The sequence below is a fragment of the Bradyrhizobium sp. DN3 genome (assembly GCF_041357655.1).
GTDB lineage: Bacteria > Pseudomonadota > Alphaproteobacteria > Rhizobiales > Xanthobacteraceae > Bradyrhizobium.
On the sequence record NZ_JAULLN010000001.1, the window covers coordinates 284299 to 302186 of the forward strand.

A 17888-nucleotide genomic window follows, 5' to 3' on the forward strand; every position below is an offset into this window, starting at 1 on the left:
TCAACAAAGGACGGGGGAAGTCCAATGCCGACGGAACGCTTTCAATTCACGGGTGAAGGCGGCCATCAGCTTTCGGCCGCGCTCGAACTGCCGGACGGTGAGCCCGCGGCTTTCGCGCTGTTCGCGCATTGCTTCACCTGCGGTAAGGATACGCTGGCGGCCAAGCGCATCTCGGTTGCGCTCGCCGCCAAGGGCATTGCGGTGCTGCGGTTCGACTTCACCGGGCTCGGCTCCAGCGAGGGCGATTTCGCCAATTCCACCTTTTCCTCCAATGTGACCGATCTCGTGCGCGCCGCCGATCATCTGCGCGCAACGCGCAAGGCGCCGTCCGTCCTGATCGGCCACAGCCTCGGCGGTGCCGCGATCCTCGCGGCAGCAGGACATATCCCTGAAGCCAAGGCGGTTGCCACCATCGCGGCGCCGTCCGATCCGGCCCACGTCACCGGGCTGTTCAAAGAGCACATCAATAACATCCGCGCGCAGGGCGAAGTGGAAGTCTCGCTGGCGGGCCGCCCGTTTCGGATCAGGCGTGAATTCCTCGACGACATCATCGAGCATGAGTTGATGAAGGACGTCACCGGCCTGCACAAGGCGCTTCTGGTGATGCACTCCCCGGTCGACGACACCGTCGGCATCGACAATGCGACCAAGATCTTCGTGTCGGCGAAGCACTCCAAGAGCTTCGTCTCCCTCGACCATGCCGACCATCTGCTGACGACGCCTGCCGACGCTCTCTACGCGGCCGATGTGATCGCGGCCTGGGCCAGCCGCTACATCGACACCGCAAAGCCCGCGAAGGCGATGGATCTCCCCGAGACGCCGCGCCAGGTCGTGGTGCAGGAGACCCGCAAGAGCAAGTTCAACCAGATCATCTCGGTCGGTCCGCACCGTCTGGTGGCGGACGAGCCTGTGGTTGCCGGCGGCGAGGACGCTGGTCCCGGGCCCTATGATTTCCTGCTCGCAGGCCTCGGCGCCTGCACCTCCATGACCATGCGCCTCTATGCCGACCGCAAATCGTTGCCGCTCGACCGCGTCACCGTCACGCTGAAGCATTCCAAGATCTACGCCAAGGACTGTTCGGAGTGCGAGACGCGCGAGGGCATGCTCGACCAGATCGAGCGCGACATTGCAATGGAGGGCGCGCTCGATGCCGAGCAGCGCAAGAGGCTGATGGAGATCGCCGACAAGTGCCCGGTGCACCGGACGCTGACATCGGAGATTCGCATCGTGACGAAGGCCGTGGAGTAATTCAAGCGGCCGGCGAACCTGCCCCGGTTGCCGCCTCGAAGGGTTGGACCCGCAACGCACCGCGCAGACCCGCCGTCGTGCCAAGCAGAATGCCGGCAACAGCGATGAACGAGCCCAGCGCCAGCGTCGACATGCCGGTGAGCCCCTGCCCGATCGAGCAGCCGAACGCCATTACGCCGCCGATCCCCATCAGCGCCGCGCCGGTGCCCGAGCGCAGCATGTGGCGCGGCGAAGAATAGCCTTCGAGCTTGAAGCGCCCCGTGACGAGCGCAGTGACCAGGCTCCCGGCGAAGACGCCGGCGACCGTCGCGATGCCGAAATTGAGTGTCAGGCCGGTCGAGAGCATGGCGTATTGCAGGCTATCAGCAATCGGCGCGATGAAAGTGAGCGAGGTCACCGGAACGGGATTGAAGTCGTCAGCACCGAGATAGCCGGTGACGAACCAGCCAGCGGCGACGAGCAGGCCGACGACGACGCCCGCGGCGATCTGGCCCGGCGAGCGACGAAATGCAGGATGCGCGAATGCAAACAGGATCAGCCCGACGACGAGCGCGGCAGCGGCCAGCGCGCGCGAAAGAGCTTCAGCCGGGCCAAGCGTTGCCAGCAGCGCCGGCAGCGAATTGGCGTTGACGGTGGTTTGAGAAGCCTGAACCAGCGCGATACGCGCCGGTGCAATCAGGCCCTTGAGCGTCATCTGCGCGGCAATCGCAAGCACGATCACGACGACGAAGGAACGGAGATTGCCGCGGCCGAGCAGCACCAGCGCCCGCGAGCCGCAGCCATTCGACAGCACCATGCCGTAGCCGAACAGCAGGCCGCCGAGGAACAGTACCGGAGCCGAGAACGTCTGCTGCAGGTAGATCGACTTGCCGAGATCGATCGTGCCGCTGCCCGCCAGCAACTGGCTGGCAGCGATCGCAACGGCAATCGCCAGCGCATAGGTGCGCACCAACCGCCCGTCGCCCCGCGCCAGAAAACCGCGCATGCTGCTCATCAGGCAGAAGCCGCTGAGCAGGCCGACGGCGCCATAGATCAGGCCGATGACGAGGCCGGCGAGGATGACGAGTTGCGTGGATTCCATTGGTTGTTCTCAGAACTCTCGCCAATCTCCGTCATTGCGAGCCCAGCGAAGCAATCTAGTCTGTCTCCGCGGGTGCATTTCTGGATTGCTTCGCTGCGCTCGCAATGACGGTGTGTTACGGCTTCAGGATCACCCGGTCGCGCGACGAGCCAGCGACAGCGACATAAGCATCCCTGGCGCGCTGCAGCGGATAGACGGCGCTCGCCTTGATTGGGAACGGTTTCAGATGCCCACTCGCAAAGCCCGGACCGAGGTCGCGCAGCACCGCACCGGTCGCCACCGACGAAAGGCCGAGCGTGTCGACACCGACATAGGTATGCTGGCCCCGGTAGAACTCGAGAATATTGAACTGCACGACGCGGTCGATCGCGGCGATCAGGATCTGGCGGCCGCGCAGGGCAAGTGACTTGTGCGCCGCCTGGAAGTAGGGATCGCCGACCGTGTTGAAGACGATGTCCGCGCCTTTGCCGCCAGTCAGATCGCGCACGCGCGTGGCGACATCAGTCGTGGAAGCATCGATCACCTCGACCGGCGCGTTGCTATGGCCTTCATAGGCCTCCGCTTTGCGCACCACGCCGATCACGCGCGCGCCCTGCCAGGTCGCGATCTGCACGGCGGCCTGGCCGACTTTGCCGTTGACGCCGAAGACCAGCACCATTTCGCCGGGCTTCGGTACGCCGGCGCGACGAAAGCCTTCCATGGCCGTGACGAAGGGCACGCCGATTCCGGCAGCTTCCTCCCAGGACACCGTCCTCGGCTTCTCCACCACGGCATCGGCTTCGACCACGAGATGGGTTGCGTGAGTGCCGTCGCGGCGGATGCCGAGATCGCCGGAGGAGCCGAACACCTCGCGCCCGATCGTCCCGGCCGGCCCGTCCATCACCACGCCGGCGTAGTCACGGCCGGGCGTACGCGGGAAGACAGCGTAAGGCATCAACCCCGTCGCGGCTTTGACGTCGGATGGATTGACGGCAGCAGCTTTCACCTCGATCAGGAGATCGTTCGGACCAGGCGTGAGCGTCTGAGGCTCGACCACCGGCGCAAGTGCCGCGGCATTCTCGGCCTTGGCATTGAGGCGGACGCAGCGCGCTTCGACGGTTTTGGTATCGGCTGGCGACATCGAAAGACCCGTGATTTCTTGCCGGCCTTGTCGCCTTTGGGGCCGGTCAAGTCAATCCGTCAAGTCAGTCCTTGGGCCGCTTGTCGTAGAGCCGTTTGGCCTTGCCGAGCGAGCGCTCCAGCATGGCTGGCGCGACCACTTGAACCTTGGAGCTGATCCCGATCGTGTTCTTGATGTGGGTCGATACCCTGTCGGCGTGATCGACAAGCCCGCGGCCGTCCCAGCTTTCGGGTCGCGCTTCGGCGATGATCGTCAGCTCGTCCATGCGGCCTTCGCGGGTGAGTTCCAGGATGAAGTGGCCGCCGCACCAATCGGTCGCGAGCAACACCTCCTCGATCTGGGTCGGGAACAGATTGACCCCGCGCAGGATGATCATGTCATCCGAGCGCCCCGTCACCTTCTCCATGCGCCGCATGCCCGGCCGTGCCGTGCCCGGCAGCAGCCGCGTCAGGTCGCGGGTGCGATAGCGGATCACCGGAAACGCCTCTTTGGTCAGCGAGGTGAAGACCAGCTCGCCCTTCTCGCCGTCGGGCAGCACTGCGCCGGTCTCGGGGTCGATCACTTCGGGGTAGAAATGGTCCTCCCAGATATGGAGCCCGTCCTTGGTCTCGATGCATTCCTGCGCCACGCCGGGGCCGATCACCTCGGAGAGACCATAGATGTCGGTCGCATCCATGTCGAAGGCGTCCTCGATCTCACCGCGCATGGCGTTGGTCCAGGGCTCGGCGCCGAAGATGCCGACCTTGAGCGAGCATTGGCGCGGATCGAGCTTCTGGCGCTTGAACTCGTCGAGGATCGCCAGCATGTAGCTCGGCGTCACCGTGATGATGTCGGGCCGGAAATCGTTGATGAGCTGCACCTGCCGCTCGGTCATGCCGCCGGAGATCGGCACCACGGTGCAGCCGAGCTTCTCGGCACCGTAGTGCACACCGAGGCCGCCGGTGAAAAGACCATATCCATAAGCATTGTGGATGATCATGCCGGTGCGGCCGCCGGCGGCACGGATCGAGCGCGCCATCACGTCCGACCAGGTGCCGATGTCGCGTTGGGTATAACCGACTACGATCGGCTTGCCCGTCGTGCCGGAGGAGGCATGCACCCGCACCAGTTTTTCGCGCGGCACGGCGAACATGTTGAAAGGATAATTATCGCGGAGATCCGTCTTCACGGTGAACGGGAATTTGGCGAGATCGGACAGCTCGCGAAAATCGGACGGATGCACGCCGGCCTTGTCGAAGGCGTTGCGATAATGCGCGACGTTGTCGTAGGCGTGCTTCAGCGACCAGGCCAGCCGCCGCTTTTGCAGCGCCATGATCTCGTCGCGCGAGGCGCGCTCCTGCGCGTCCATCTCGGCGCTATAGGTGTTGTCACCTTCCTTGCGTCTCGTCAGAGCCATCGTCGTTTCCCCACATTGTCGTTTGTTCTTTTCTTTGGTCTCTTATTGATCCTGCGCCGGCAGCCACGTGCCGGGAATGACACGCGAATGCCCGCGGAATTCCGCGATGACGGTATCGCCTACAGTGACACGCACGTCGTAGATGCCGGAGCGGCCGCCACGGGTGATCTCTCTTGCCATCGCAACCAGGCGATCGCCAAGCTTGCCCGGCCTGATGAACGAGATCTGCCCCTGCGCCGCAACGACGCGCTCATTGTGCGAGTTGCAGGCAAATGCGAAGGCGGAATCGGCGAGCGTGAAGATGAAGCCGCCATGGGCGATGCGCTGGCCGTTGACCATGTCCGGTCGCACCACCATCGCCAGCGTCGCAAAGCCGGGGCCGATCTCGACGATCTCCATGCCGAGTCCCTTGGAGGCATCGTCCTCCGCCCACATCGCGTCAGCACAGGCGCGGGCAATATCCTCGGGCGACAGGGCGGCCTTGACGTTCACGCGCTTCTCCCGGGCAAATGTCTATCCATCATGCTCTGCTGCTTGGCCAAAACTGTCAAACATGGTCGTAATCGACCACGACCCGCTCCGACGACGGCTTCGCCTGACAGGTCAGGATAAAGCCGGCCTTCAGCTCCCAGGGTTCCAGCGAGTAATTGATGTCCATCGGCGCCTCGCCCTCGACCAGCTTGGCGCGGCAGGTCGAGCACATGCCGCCCTTGCAGGCGAAGGGCAGATCGACGCCGGCGCGCAACGCGGCATCGAGTATCGCCTCGTCCTCGGCAACAGGCACGTCGCGGCGCTTGCCGTCAATGATGAGGGATGCGACCGCCTTCGGCGGCGCGTCGGGCGCAACGGCCTTCTTCGGCCGCGGCTTGCCGCCGAATTCGGAAACGAAGCGCTCGACATGGATACGCTCTTCCGCGATCCCGAGGTCGCGGCAGGTCGCCTCGACGTCCTCGCTCATGCCTGATGGACCGCAGATGAAGACATGATCGACGCTCTCCGCCGGCACCAGTGAACGCAAGAGCACCCTCACCTTGTCGCCGTCGAGCCGGCCATGCAGGATCGGGATATCCTGTTCCTCACCGGAGATGACGTGGAAGATCGAGAGGCGGTCGATGAAGCGGTCCTTCAGCTCCTCCAGCTCTTCGAGAAACATGATGTTGTCGGTGGCGCGGTTGCCGTAGAACAGAAAGAAGCGACTGTCGGGCTCGCGCACGAGCGTGCCTTTCACGATCGAGAGAATGGGCGTGATGCCGGAGCCCGCGGCAAAGCCGACATGGATACGGCCGGTCTCCGCTGATGGGACCAGGCCGAAGCGCCCCGTCGGCGTCATCACGTCGAGCTCGTCGCCGCATTTCAGCTCGTCCGCCGCCCAGCTCGAAAACGCGCCGCCGTCGACCTTCTTCACGGCGATGCGGATCTCGCCGTCGTCGGGTCCGGAACAGATGGAATAGGAACGGCGCACTTCTTCGCCATCGAGAGTGGTGCGGAGCGTCAGGTATTGGCCGGGCGTGAAGGCATAATCACTGGCGAGTTCGCCGGGAATGGCGAAGGTCATCGAGATGGCATCCGAGGCCTCGCGGCGGAGGTCGTTGACGGCCAAGCGATGGAAGCGCGGTGCGACTGCTGACATGATCAATGACACTTGAAATAATCGAAGGGTTCACGGCAGGCCTTGCACCGCCAGAGCGCCTTGCAGGAGGTCGAGCCGAATTCGGACAAGAGTTCGGTCTTGTCAGAGCCGCATTGCGGACACGCGACGGCCTGTCCGCCGAATAGCGCGCGGCGCGAGCTTGAGGCCTGCGGCGGCGCGATGCCGTAGGCGCGCAGCTTCCGGCGGCCCTCCTCGCTCATCCAGTCGGTGGTCCAGGCCGGCGACAACACCGTGCGCACCTCCGGACGACGGAAGCCGGCGCGCTCCAGTGCAAGCTCGATCTCGAGTGCAATCATGTTCATGGCCGGGCAGCCCGAATAGGTCGGCGTGATCGCGACCTCGACGCGATCGCCGTCCAGAACGACGTCACGGAGCACGCCGAGATCGGCGATGGTCAGCACCGGAATCTCGGGATCGACCACGCTCGCCGCGGCATCCCAGGCCCGCCGGCGTAGCTCGCTATCGCGCTCCAGCACCGTCACCATGTCGACCCCGGGAAGGTGCGCTGCATCGATTGCAGCTCGGACAGGAGATGGCCGAGATGCTCGCTGTGCCGGCCAGAGCGGCCACTCTGCTGCATCCAGTCGTTCTGCGGCAGCTCAAGTGTCGCCTCTCTGACGATATCAGACAACGTCGTCAACCAACGACCGCGCAAGCTCGCCGGATCGATGGCAATATCGGCATGGATCAGGGCGCGCTCGGCTTCGTCCACGGCAAACATCTCACCGGTGAACGCCCAGAGATGATCGATCGCGGCCTGCGCCCGGGCGTGGCTTTCGTCCGTGCCGTCGCCGAGCCGGATGATCCACTCGGAGGCATGGCGCAGATGATAGGCGCTCTCTTTCTCCGACTTGGCCGCAAGGGCGGCAAGCGTCGTATCGCGCGAGGTCATCATCGCGCGCCAATAGAGGTCGGCGAAGGCGGAATAGAAGAACTGCCGCACCAGCGTCTGGGCGAAATCGCCGTTCGGCTGTTCGACCAGCAGAAGGTTACGGTATTGCCTGACGTCGCGCAGATAAGCGAGTTTGTCCTCGTCGTTGTCGTTGCCTTCGACCTTGGCGGCGTAAGTGTAGAGCTCGCGCGCCTGGCCGATCAGGTCGAGCGCGATGTTGGACAGCGCCATGTCCTCTTCCAGCATCGGCGAGTGACCGCACCATTCCGACAACCGGTGGCCGAGGATCAGCGCGTCATCGGCGCGGCGCAGCGCGTACAGCACTAGCGGCGTTTCGGAGACCTGGATGTTGGCGACCGGCATCACATGTGCCCCACTTCTTCGGGCACCTCATAAAAGGTCGGGTGCCGATAGATCTTCGATTCCGCCGGTTCGAACATCATGCCCTTGTCGGCCGGATCGCTCGCGGTGATCGCGATGGAGGGCACGACCCAGATCGACAGGCCCTCGCCGCGACGGGTGTAAATGTCCCGAGCAGCTTGCAGCGCCATCGTCGCGTCGCTCGCATGCAGCGAGCCGACATGTTTGTGCGCAAGCCCGTTGCGGCTGCGAATGAAGACTTCCCACAGCGGCGTGTTCGGCGTGGCCATCGTGATCTCCCTATTCCCTATTCCGCGGCTTGTGCGGTCTGACGCTGCGCGCGCTTTGCCGCGTAAGCGGCTGCCGCCTCACGCACCCAGGCGCCCTCCTCGTGCGCCTTGCGGCGCGCGGCCATGCGATCGCGATTGCACGGGCCGTTGCCGGCGAGCACCTGCTTGAATTCGGTCCAGTCGATCTCGCTGTAGCGCCAGTGCCCGTCCACATCCTGCGTCATGGCGGGATCGGGAATGGTGAGGCCGAGATATTGCGCCTGCGGCACCGTGGCATCGACGAATTTCTGGCGCAGCTCGTCATTGGAGAAGCGCTTGATCTTCCATTTCGTCGAGGTGTCGCTGTGCTGACTCGTGGCATCCGGCGGGCCGAACATCATCAGCACCGGCCACCACCAGCGGTTCAGCGCATCCTGCGCCATCGCCTTCTGCTCTTCCGAGCCGCGGCACAGCGTCAGCATGATCTCGTAGCCCTGGCGCTGGTGAAATGACTCCTCCTTGCAGACGCGGATCATCGCGCGCGCATAGGGGCCATAGGAGCAGCGGCACAGTGGGATCTGGTTCATGATCGCGGCGCCGTCGACCAGCCAGCCGATGGTGCCGATGTCGGCCCAGGTCAGCGTCGGATAATTGAAGATCGAGGAATATTTGGCTTTGCCCGCGAGCATCGCGTCGACCAGTTCTTCGCGCGAGGTCCCTAACGTCTCGGCGGCGGCATAGAGATAGAGCCCGTGGCCGCATTCGTCCTGCACCTTGGCGAGCAGCGCGGCCTTGCGGCGCAGCGTCGGCGCGCGCGTGATCCAGTTGCCCTCGGGCAGCATGCCGACGATCTCGGAATGGGCGTGCTGGGAGATCTGGCGGGTGAGCGTCTTGCGGTAGGCCGCCGGCATCCAGTCGTTCGGCTCGATGCGCTCCTCGGCATCGATGCGGCCCTGGAATTGCGCAGCCCTGGCCGCGTCCTCAAGACCGCGATCGTCGGTCTCGGCCGTGTTCAGCGCCTGGGTGTACATGCGCATCCTCCCGATTTGTTGGGAGGAAATATATAACAGAATTTAGTTCATGCAAGATATTTCTGTAACATATAGATCAAACGCCGAACCTCCGTTCCAGAAGCTTCCGCGCCGCGGGCAAGGGTCCCCTCTCGTTGGTTCCATGGCTGTCGAGCCATTGTTCCGACGGAGCCAGCAGTGCGCGATAAATCTCGCCGCAAAGCGCACGCGCCGCCCTGCCCGGCCAATCCGACGGCAACAGGCTTTCGGGCAACAGCGGATCGCGCAGCACCACGCGGCGGTAATAGTGGATCAGGAGGATGCGCGCGGTGAAGGCGTCAGCCTCGGATAAATCCGTGCCGCGCGCGATCGCGGCACGGAGCGGCTCGAACGTCTTCATGAATTTCAGATACGCATCCGCAGTGCGGTCCAGCGGCCAGCTCGCGCTGAGCAGGCGGCGGCCGCTGTCATCCTCCGCCGAGACTTCGAGACGGATCGCGCCCACGGCCTCGTCGGGCACCGGTACGCCCGACGGCGCGACCCATACGCCCGGCAGCGGACTGCCGAAGCCGGCATTGCGGAGTGCCTCGCGCGAGGCGTCGCGGTCCTCGCCGTTGCCGATCAGGAGCAGCTCGAAGCGACCGGTCCAGTCGGACGGCGGCGGATCGTAGATGTGGCGCGTCGCGGCCTCGAAAGTCTGGCGTCCCTTTTCGGCCAGCCGATAGAAGCTGTTGCGGCCGACCTTTTCGCGGGTCAGCCAGCCATCGGCCGCAAGGCGCGACATCGCGGTGCGCACCACGCCACTGTCGATGTCGAGGCTTTCGAAGAATTCCAACAGCGTGCCGAGCCACACCACACCGCCGCGCGGCACGATGGCGTCACCGAACACGGTGATGACGATGGAGCCGGTGCGCGACGGCTCGCGCTTGAGCTGGTCGATGATACGGGACAACGGATGCGCCATCCGCGAGGCATAGCGCGTTTGGTGCGGGCGCGACAATGGACGGGAGCGACTAGGCGAGAGCCAGGCTCGATCCTTCGAGATGGCGCGTCCTCTTCTCCCTCTCCCCGTTCTTACGGGGAGAGGGTTGGGGTGAGGGGCTGTATCAGCAAACTCAGTAGCAGACGGACTCGCGGAGATTCCCCTCACCCGCCACGCTCCGCGTGTCGGCCTCTCCCCGCAAGCGGGGAGAGGCGAAGGAAGCAATCACCTGTGCGGATCGGGATAGGCCAGGCTGCGCCAGCCGCTGCGATCGAACGGCCGCCACTGGCCTTCTTTCTGCGCGAGGCGGTCGGCCACGGCATAGACCACGGCGGGATGATGACCCATGCCGCAATGGCTGCTTTCGACCTCGATGCTCTCGGTCTGCGCTCCCGATTTCTCCATGCAGCCCTGCCAGGCGCAGACGCCGTCGGTGCGGCTGAAGATGGCGGTGGTCGGCACCGGCGGCGGGAGGGCTAGCTCGCCGCCGAAACGCGGATCGACCTCGTCGGCCTTGCGCCCGCTCGCCCATTCATAGACGCGCCAGGCGTTGGTCGAGCGCGGATCGCCGGCAAAGGGGCTGCCGAGCGTGATCACCTGGCGTACGCGCTCCGGCATCATCTTGGCGAGCTGGCGCGCATAGAGGCCGCCGAGGCTCCAGCCGACCAGGCTGATCTTGCGGCCATGCGTGTCGCTGAGCTCCTGGACCAGATCGACCATCGCGTGCTGGACGCCGGGACGCAGTCCGTAGTTGCGACCCTGGCGCCAGCCGCTCACCGCATAGCCTTTGCTGGCCAGAAACGCGCGCAGCGCGCGCGTGGACGTATCGGAGGCCACGAGGCCCGGCAGTACCAGCACCGGATGCCCATCGCCGCGGGGCGCAAGGCTCAGCAGCGGCAGCGCGCCGAGGAATGCGCCGAACTCATGAATCGCACGCCCCTCCAGAAACATCAGGGTGCGGGACGGCGGACGCAGCGTCTGGGCAGTTGCGGTCATCAATTTTTCCCCTGGGAGAATTCCTGGAAAGGCCGCCGGCTGCGATGCCGGCAAACGGGCGTGAACTCCAATACGCCGGCTTCTTGATCGTTCCGCAGCGCAACATGAATCAGCTAGGCGGCCGGTTCCCGACATTCAAGCGGGAGAGGCGCAAGGCGACAATAGGCCCGCGCGTTAATGCTAACGGCCGTGACGCAAAAGTCACAGCAATCGGAGCAGGAATTCTACGGAGTAGAGCGCAAGTCCCGCGAGGCCGCCGATCAACGAACCGTTGAAGCGGATGTATTGCAGGTCGCGTCCGATGTTGATTTCGATCAGCGAAATCAACTGCGTCATATTCCACGCCTTGACCTGGTCGGAGATGAAGGTCGAGACGCCGCCCTTCTGATCGGCGACGACGCTGCGCAGCACGGTCACCAAGCCCTTGTTGATCTCCCCGCGCAGTTCGGCATCGCCGGCGAGCGCTTCGCCCGCGGCGACGAACATGCCGGCGAGATGATGCTGGAGCACTTGCGTCTCGCCGCTTGCGCTGCGCTCGATGAAGGAGCGCGTGTTGGCCCAGACGGTGCGGGCGAGATCGGCAAGCTCCGGCCGCGCCAGCAGATCGCGCTTCAGGCCGTCGATGCGGTCGATATAGGCCCGGTCGGTGCCGAGCTGGTCGACGAAGTTCAACACCATGCGATCGAACTCGCCGCGGAACGGATGTTTGGGGTCGCTGCGCACTTCATTGAAGAAAGCGGTGGCGGACGCCACGATCTTGTTCACCAGAAACTTGTCGGCGCGATAGAGCCGCAGCAACGTCGGCAATTCCGCGCGCACCTTCTCGCGGATCATCGCCATCGTCTCCTTCTGATTCAGCGTGTCGTGCATCACGCGCAGGAGATCGTCGAACAGAATCTGGTGCCGCCCTTCCGCGACGAAGCCGCGCAGCGTGCCCGCGGCGAGCGGCGCAAGGTCGATCGCCTGGAGCTGGGAGGACATGCGGCGGATGATGAAGGTCATCAGGCCCGAGCTTTCCGTCGCTGAGAACGCCTCCGGCAGCAGGCGGAGCGCAAAGCGCGCGAGATCGTCGCTGCGCTTGCGGTCACGCAGCCAGTCGGCGACGAAGGAGCCGAAATCGATTTCCTTCAGCTTGGCCTCGACGGGACCGGTCTCGAGGAAATGCACCTGGATGAATTCGCCGAGCTTGTCGGCGATGCGGGCCTGGTTGCTCTGGATGATCGCGGTATGCGGGATCGGCAGGCCGAGCGGCCGTTTGAAGAGCGCGACCACGGCGTACCAGTCGGCGAGCCCGCCGATGGTCGCAGCTTCCGCGAAGGCCGCGATGAAGCCGAACACGGGATGCACGTTCAGCAGGAGTTTTGCGACAGTGAACAGAGCCAGCGTCGAGGCCAACACCAGCGTCGCCAGCGCTTTCACGCGCCGCAGCTCCGCCGCGCGTTCGGCGTCGCCGGGGGTGTCGAAGGAGAAGGTGGCGGGTGCGTTCATGACTGCATCACCCTACCCGTCATTGCGAGCGAAGCGAAGCAATCCAGTCTGCCTCCGTGGAAAGACTCTGGATTGCTTCGTCGCTTCGCTCCTCGCAACGACGACTGCGGCAGCGCAAAACAAAGGCCCGCCGAAGCGGGCCTCAAATTCAGTTGCTACTCAGGCGCCAAATCAGGCGGTCTTGTTGTAGACCCTGGCAAAGTTGTCCTGAGCGGACTTCGCACCGTTGGCGGCGAGCTTGCCGAGATAGTCGGCGGTCGCCTTTGCACGCGAGACGAACGCTTCGCCGCGGGCGCGGAGCAGGCTCGACTGGATCTCGACGGCCTCGCTGATCGACTTGGCGGACGCGAGCTTGTCGATGCCCGAGAAGAACGCCTCGGCGTCCTCATAGATCGCCTGCTGGATATTGCGGCTGATCTTGCCGGCCTCGGCGACGGATTCGGTCACCGCATTCTCGACGGCGGCGGTCACCCGCTCGGAGCCGGCGAAAGCTTCGGCGGCACGGTCCTTGGCGGTGTTGGCGGTTTTCTTGACGAACTCGCGGGCGGCCTCGGGAACTTCCAGATTCTGGATGTTCTTGAAAGCGTCCTTGAAGCCCTCGAAAGCGGTGTTGGTTTCAGTGGTCATGGGGTTCTCTCCATCCTCATTGGTCTGAGCTATGGGCTCACCCCGTCCGCATTGGCCCGGGGCATGGCTTATATGGCGTAGTAAATTGTGCGACGCAATATTCATATTGCAGTGCGATATCACGAAATCGTGAATAGCCTTAGCAAAAGGCGCCACACTGCCCTAGTTGGAGGCCGTCTCGGACGAATTAGGTCCGTACCGGCCCGATCTTCAGCTTAATGCTGGACGGCGCCTGGCAATCCATAGGCCTCCATCTGCGCCTGAACCTGCGCGATGTTGTGCCCCAGCACCACAATGTCATGGGTCTTGCCATCGATATCCCGCACGTGGTCGCGCAGCAGCGCCTCGGCCTTGAACCCGAGGCCTTCGAACAGCGCGATCGCCGCCCGCTGGTCGACCGTCATCTGCACCGAGAGCTTTTCCAGGCCAGCACCGAGCGCAAGTGCAAAGGTCTCCTGCGAGAGCGCCTTCCCCACACCCTGCCCGCGCACGTCGGACGAGACCACCATGCGGATCTCGCCGACATGAGGCGACCAGGAATGCGGATCGCGCACCAGCGTGCCGCAGCCGACGACCTTGCCGTCCCTCATCGCGAGCAGGCTCTGAATCGCGCCGCGCTCGATCTCCTTGGCCCAGGCGGAGAGCACCTTCGGCTCGCTGATATTGCGTGGCAGGAACAACAGATCGTGGGACGGAAGACCTTGGCCGAAGGCGAGCACCGCGGCTTCGTCTCCGGGCGACATCAGGCGGATCTCGATATCACCAGCATCGGTCTTGATGTGACGCGGATAGGAACGCTGCTCACTCATGTCGATCTCTTCCCCAGCCAGGAGTCCAATTTCGGCCACAGCCGCTTCACCGCGTTGGCACCGGCGACCAGCGAGACGTGTCCGCCCTTCAACATCACCTCTTCCTTGTCCCCGGACCCGATCTTGGCGATCAGGTGCTTTGCGGCGTCATAAGGCACGATGTGATCGTGCTCGGCGACCGCATGCAGGATCGGCACCTTGATGTTTTCGAGCTTCGCCGCGCGGCCGCCGACCGACATGGTGTCGTTGAACAGCTTGTTGTCCCACATCAGGTCCTTGGTAATAGTGCGGAAATACTCGCCCGCCAGCGGCAGCGTGTCGGTCGCCCAACGGTCGAACATGCGATAAGACTTGACGAACTCGTCGTTCCAAATGTTTTCCCAGAGCTGGATTTGGCTGACAGTGCGTGAGGCCGGGCGCAGCATCTCGAACGAGGACAGGATCATCTCCGGCGGCACATTGCCGACGCTGTCGACGAGATGGTCGACATCGAAATAGCGGCGGTCGGAGAAATTCGAAAACAGCTTCATCTCGCGGAAGTCGATCGGCGTGGTGAAGCAGATCAGGTTCTTCATCGGCCCGTCCTTGTGAATCGAGCCGTAGAGCAGCGACAGCACGCCGCCGAAGCAATAGCCGATGATGGAAACGTCCTGCTCGCCGGAATCCTGCTGGACGCGACGAACGCAATCCGGGATGAAGTCGAGGACGTAGTCCTCCATCCGCAGGCTCTTCTCCTCCGGCCGCGGTGCGGTCCAGTCCAGCATGTAAACGTCGTAACCACGCTTGAGCAGGAACTCGATAAAACTCTGGCCGGGCACGAGGTCGAGGATGTAGCCGCGGTTGGTGGTCGCCATCACGATCAGCACCGGCACGCGGTAGATCTCGTCCGACATCGGTCGGTAGTGATAGAGGCTCATCGTGCCGCGCGAATGCAGCACGTCCTTCGGTGTCGAGCCGAGCGTGGGGCCGGAGGTCGAGAAATATTCGACACCCTTGATGCTGCGCTGGATCGCGCGCTGCACCTCGGTCTGGATGCGCTCCGGGATAGATGCGAAATCAAGTCCCGTCGGCGCATTCATTTCTGCTCTCCGTTTTCGGAGGGCGGACGCTTCGTCCGCGGCGGCCGTGGCGTCCCATCGGAGCCTTGCGAGATGCCCGAACTTGCCGCCATTTGGCTCAGCATCGACTTCATCTCGCCGAGCTGGGCTTCAATGGACTGGAGCCGCTCCGCAAGACCCGTGACCTGCTCCCGGCTCGGCAGGTTCATTGCGACGAGGTATTTCTCCACGAGCTCGCCGAGCTGCTTCTGAGCACCTGCAGCAACTCCTCCCGCACGGTTCATCGCCTGTGAAAACTCGGGCGATGACATGGCCTGGTTGGCGAAGGAGTTGAACCCCTTCTCCATCTCGCCCACCATCTTCTGCCACACGGCGACGGGGTCGTTGGTCTTGTCGGTCATCGGCGTCCTCCAGATGTCGAGAGCTTCGATGCCCTTCTTTTTGGCCATACCACACCGTTGCGAGGGGCCGGTCAACCGGCAAGCGGCCCGGTGCCGCACACGCGGCTTCTTTGCCGCGGGAAACCGTGCAATACAGCATCGGTCAGCAGCAAGGGATCGCGACCGTGACCGTCCATCAGCCGCCCCAGACCGTCCGCGCCAATGGCATCGACATCTGTTACGAGATTTTCGGCAACGGCAACGCCGAGCCGCTGCTGCTGATCATGGGGCTCGGGGCGCAGATGATCCATTGGGACGATGCGTTCTGCGAGCAGCTCGCCGCGCGCGGCTTTCGCGTGATCCGCTTCGACAATCGCGATATCGGCAAGTCGAGCCATCTGACGGGCGGCAAGCGGCTAACGCCGCTTGAGCTGTTGAAGCTGCGCTTCCTCAGGATCCCCGTGGCAGCGACCTACAAGCTGATCGACATGGCGAGGGACACGGTCGGGCTGATGGATGCGCTCGGCATCAAGTCGGCGCATCTGGTCGGCGCCTCGATGGGCGGCATGATCGCGCAGGAAGTGACGCTGTCGTTCCCCGAGCGCGTGCGTTCGCTGACCTCGATCATGTCAACGACAGGCAATCCGCGCGTGCCGCCGCCGACACGCGAGGCGGCCGCCATGCTGATGGCGCCGCCGCCGCGCAGCAAGGAGGAATTCATGGTCCGCTTCGGCCAGACCTGGAAGGTGCTGCGCGTCGGCTCCTTTCCGGAAGAGGAAGCGCTCGACCCTGGTCGTGCCGAGCGGGTGTTCGCGCGCGGACTTAATCCGGCCGGTGTCGGCCGGCAGCTCCGCGCCGTGCTCGCCTCCGGCAGCCGCAAGGAACGGCTTCATGGCATGAGGACGCCGACGCTGGTCATTCACGGCACCGTCGATCCCCTGGTCCATCCCGAGGGTGGCAAGGACACGGCAGCGTCAATTCCAGGCGCCAAGCTATTGATGATCGAGGGCATGGGCCACGCGCTGCCGATGCGGTTCTGGCCGGAGATCATCGGCGCGATCGACAAGCACGCGCATGGCGCGGCGGCGCAGGCGGCGTAGACCGCCGGTCTCCTTACGGTGACCATGTGAGTGGCTGGTTACTCTCTTAACGAAAGCCGGCGCGAAAGCTATACAGGCCTTCCTCAATCGCAAAGAGGCTGCGGCCTCTCGGAGCTCACATGCATTTGATCGTCCGACCAGGCGCAATGATCACTGCTGCAATTCTCATGCTCTCGCTCGCCAGTAGCGCTGCGATGGCCGGTAGCGCGCAAGAAGAAGCCAATCGCAAAACCGTGCTGGCCTTCTACGAGAAGGGTCTCAATCAGAAGGACGCTGATGCGGCGCTTACCCATGTCGGCGACCGCTACGTCCAGCACAATCCAAACGCGGCCGATGGACCGGATGGCTTCCGAAAATTCATCGGCTTCCTGCGCGAAAAGTTTCCGAACTCGCATAGCGAGATCAAGCGCAGCTTCGTGGATGGCGACTTTGTGATCCTACACGTTCACTCCGTTCGCGAGCCCGGCAGCAAGGGGCGCGCAATCGTGGATATCTTCAAGCTGGAAAACGGCAAGATCGTCGAACACTGGGACGTCGTTCAGGACATTCCTGAAAATCCCGCAAACGGCAACACGATGTTCTGACGGATAGAACAGCGGCTGAGGAACGGCCTAGCTTTTCCGCGCGATCCAGATCACGTGGCGCGCACCGCCGCCCCTGCCGGTGGCACGGACATTGACTTCGTTGACGTCGAAGCCGGCACGGCCGAGGCGCTTGGTGAAGGCGGGGTTGGGTCCTGAAGACCAGACAGCGAGCACGCCGCCCGGCCGCAGCGTCGTCTTCGCCGCCGTGAGCCCGCTCGCGCCGTAGAGCGCATCATTGCCCTTCCGGGTCAGCCCTTCCGGCCCGTTGTCGACGTCGAGGAGAATGGCGTCGAAGGCGGACCGCTGCGCCCGGATGATCTCGCCAACGTCGGTCTGCCGGATGCTCACCCTGGGATCATCGAGGCTGTCGCCGAAGACCTGCGCCATCGGGCCGCGCGCCCAGGCTACCACCGCAGGCACGAGTTCGGACACCACGATCCTCGCGTTGCTTCCGAGCACGGCAAGCGCCGCACGCAGCGTAAAGCCCATGCCGAGGCCGCCGATGAGGACGACGGGCTTTACGACATTCTCGATCTGCTTTGCCGCCAGCGTGGCGAGCGCCGCCTCCGAGCCCGACAAGCGGCTGTTCATCAGCTCGTTGCTGCCGAGCTTGATGGAGAACTCCTTGCCGCGCCGCATCAGGCGCAGCTCACCGTCGGAACCGGGGATTTGCGCGGTGTCGATCTTTTCCCAGGGAATCATGGGAGAGCTTTAGCACGATCGGAAATCGTAGGGTGGGTTAGCCGAAGGCGTAACCCACCACTTCTGTATCCGCGGTAAGAGACCTTGGTGGGTTACACCCAGCGAACTGCGCTTCGCGTTCGCAAGGCTAACCCA

20 protein-coding genes are annotated in these 17888 nt (G+C 63.9%); 3 read left to right on the plus strand and 17 right to left on the minus strand.

Annotated elements, in window-relative coordinates:
* Nucleotides 1-24: 24 nt before the first annotated feature.
* A complete protein-coding gene (locus AAE027_RS01240; RefSeq protein ID WP_370985137.1) occupies nucleotides 25-1248 on the plus strand; it encodes a bifunctional alpha/beta hydrolase/OsmC family protein in 1224 nt (407 codons plus the stop codon).
* A 1-nt stretch (nucleotide 1249) separates the two neighbouring features.
* Here the strand turns inward: AAE027_RS01240 and AAE027_RS01245 are convergent, their stop codons facing one another.
* The 16 genes from AAE027_RS01245 to AAE027_RS01320 form a co-directional block, all read right to left on the minus strand.
* The gene (locus tag AAE027_RS01245) at nucleotides 1250-2329 is read right to left on the minus strand and encodes a YeeE/YedE family protein (RefSeq protein ID WP_370985136.1); all 1080 of its coding nucleotides are present in this window, start codon (nucleotides 2327-2329) and stop codon (nucleotides 1250-1252) included.
* A gap of 115 nt (nucleotides 2330-2444) precedes the next feature.
* Nucleotides 2445-3449 carry a quinone oxidoreductase family protein gene (locus AAE027_RS01250; protein ID WP_370985135.1) on the minus strand — a complete coding sequence of 335 codons (1005 nt, stop codon included), beginning with the start codon at nucleotides 3447-3449 and terminating at the stop codon, nucleotides 2445-2447.
* A 64-nt stretch (nucleotides 3450-3513) separates the two neighbouring features.
* On the minus strand, nucleotides 3514-4845 hold the full coding sequence (paaK, locus tag AAE027_RS01255; RefSeq protein WP_370985134.1) for a phenylacetate--CoA ligase PaaK: 1332 nt from the start codon (nucleotides 4843-4845) through the stop codon (nucleotides 3514-3516).
* 42 nt (nucleotides 4846-4887) lie between these two features.
* Nucleotides 4888-5337 carry a hydroxyphenylacetyl-CoA thioesterase PaaI gene (gene paaI / locus AAE027_RS01260; RefSeq protein ID WP_370985133.1) on the minus strand — a complete coding sequence of 150 codons (450 nt, stop codon included), beginning with the start codon at nucleotides 5335-5337 and terminating at the stop codon, nucleotides 4888-4890.
* Between the two features lie 55 nt (nucleotides 5338-5392).
* On the minus strand, nucleotides 5393-6475 hold the full coding sequence (gene paaE / locus AAE027_RS01265) for a 1,2-phenylacetyl-CoA epoxidase subunit PaaE (protein WP_370985132.1): 1083 nt from the start codon (nucleotides 6473-6475) through the stop codon (nucleotides 5393-5395).
* Between the two features lie 2 nt (nucleotides 6476-6477).
* Nucleotides 6478-6981: a 1,2-phenylacetyl-CoA epoxidase subunit PaaD gene (gene paaD, locus AAE027_RS01270; RefSeq protein WP_370985131.1), complete on the minus strand. Its 504-nt coding sequence runs from the start codon at nucleotides 6979-6981 to the stop codon at nucleotides 6478-6480.
* Nucleotides 6975-7751: a 1,2-phenylacetyl-CoA epoxidase subunit PaaC gene (gene paaC, locus AAE027_RS01275; RefSeq protein WP_370985130.1), complete on the minus strand. Its 777-nt coding sequence runs from the start codon at nucleotides 7749-7751 to the stop codon at nucleotides 6975-6977. Before paaC ends, paaD begins: the two co-directional genes overlap by 7 nt.
* On the minus strand, nucleotides 7751-8038 hold the full coding sequence (gene paaB, locus AAE027_RS01280) for a 1,2-phenylacetyl-CoA epoxidase subunit PaaB (RefSeq protein WP_370985129.1): 288 nt from the start codon (nucleotides 8036-8038) through the stop codon (nucleotides 7751-7753). Before paaB ends, paaC begins: the two co-directional genes overlap by 1 nt.
* Nucleotides 8039-8055: 17 nt before the next feature.
* Nucleotides 8056-9048: a 1,2-phenylacetyl-CoA epoxidase subunit PaaA gene (paaA, locus tag AAE027_RS01285; protein ID WP_370985128.1), complete on the minus strand. Its 993-nt coding sequence runs from the start codon at nucleotides 9046-9048 to the stop codon at nucleotides 8056-8058.
* 76 nt (nucleotides 9049-9124) lie between these two features.
* The gene (paaX, locus tag AAE027_RS01290; protein ID WP_370985127.1) at nucleotides 9125-9991 is read right to left on the minus strand and encodes a phenylacetic acid degradation operon negative regulatory protein PaaX; all 867 of its coding nucleotides are present in this window, start codon (nucleotides 9989-9991) and stop codon (nucleotides 9125-9127) included.
* 243 nt (nucleotides 9992-10234) lie between these two features.
* On the minus strand, nucleotides 10235-11005 hold the full coding sequence (locus AAE027_RS01295; RefSeq protein WP_370985125.1) for an esterase/lipase family protein: 771 nt from the start codon (nucleotides 11003-11005) through the stop codon (nucleotides 10235-10237).
* Nucleotides 11006-11206: 201 nt separating this feature from the next.
* Nucleotides 11207-12493 (minus strand): DUF445 domain-containing protein, encoded by a 1287-nt coding sequence (locus AAE027_RS01300; protein WP_370985124.1) that lies wholly within the window; start codon nucleotides 12491-12493, stop codon nucleotides 11207-11209.
* A 171-nt stretch (nucleotides 12494-12664) separates the two neighbouring features.
* The gene (locus AAE027_RS01305) at nucleotides 12665-13120 is read right to left on the minus strand and encodes a phasin (protein ID WP_370985123.1); all 456 of its coding nucleotides are present in this window, start codon (nucleotides 13118-13120) and stop codon (nucleotides 12665-12667) included.
* Between the two features lie 215 nt (nucleotides 13121-13335).
* Nucleotides 13336-13929: a GNAT family N-acetyltransferase gene (locus AAE027_RS01310; RefSeq protein WP_370985122.1), complete on the minus strand. Its 594-nt coding sequence runs from the start codon at nucleotides 13927-13929 to the stop codon at nucleotides 13336-13338.
* Nucleotides 13926-15008, minus strand: a complete 1083-nt coding sequence (locus AAE027_RS01315; protein ID WP_370985121.1) for a PHA/PHB synthase family protein — start codon at nucleotides 15006-15008, stop codon at nucleotides 13926-13928. The genes AAE027_RS01310 and AAE027_RS01315 overlap by 4 nt, the downstream gene beginning before the upstream one ends.
* On the minus strand, nucleotides 15005-15388 hold the full coding sequence (locus tag AAE027_RS01320; protein ID WP_091891717.1) for a hypothetical protein: 384 nt from the start codon (nucleotides 15386-15388) through the stop codon (nucleotides 15005-15007). The genes AAE027_RS01315 and AAE027_RS01320 overlap by 4 nt, the downstream gene beginning before the upstream one ends.
* Nucleotides 15389-15552: 164 nt before the next feature.
* Between AAE027_RS01320 and AAE027_RS01325 the strand changes: the two genes are divergently transcribed.
* Together AAE027_RS01325 and AAE027_RS01330 are read left to right on the plus strand one after the other, a co-directional pair.
* Entirely contained in the window at nucleotides 15553-16467 is a 915-nt protein-coding gene (locus AAE027_RS01325; protein WP_370985120.1) for an alpha/beta fold hydrolase, read from the plus strand.
* Between the two features lie 119 nt (nucleotides 16468-16586).
* On the plus strand, nucleotides 16587-17051 hold the full coding sequence (locus tag AAE027_RS01330) for a nuclear transport factor 2 family protein (protein WP_370985119.1): 465 nt from the start codon (nucleotides 16587-16589) through the stop codon (nucleotides 17049-17051).
* A gap of 27 nt (nucleotides 17052-17078) precedes the next feature.
* On the opposite strand, the gene AAE027_RS01335 is transcribed toward AAE027_RS01330, so the two are convergent.
* The gene (locus AAE027_RS01335; RefSeq protein ID WP_370985117.1) at nucleotides 17079-17753 is read right to left on the minus strand and encodes a spermidine synthase; all 675 of its coding nucleotides are present in this window, start codon (nucleotides 17751-17753) and stop codon (nucleotides 17079-17081) included.
* Nucleotides 17754-17888: the final 135 nt, after the last annotated feature.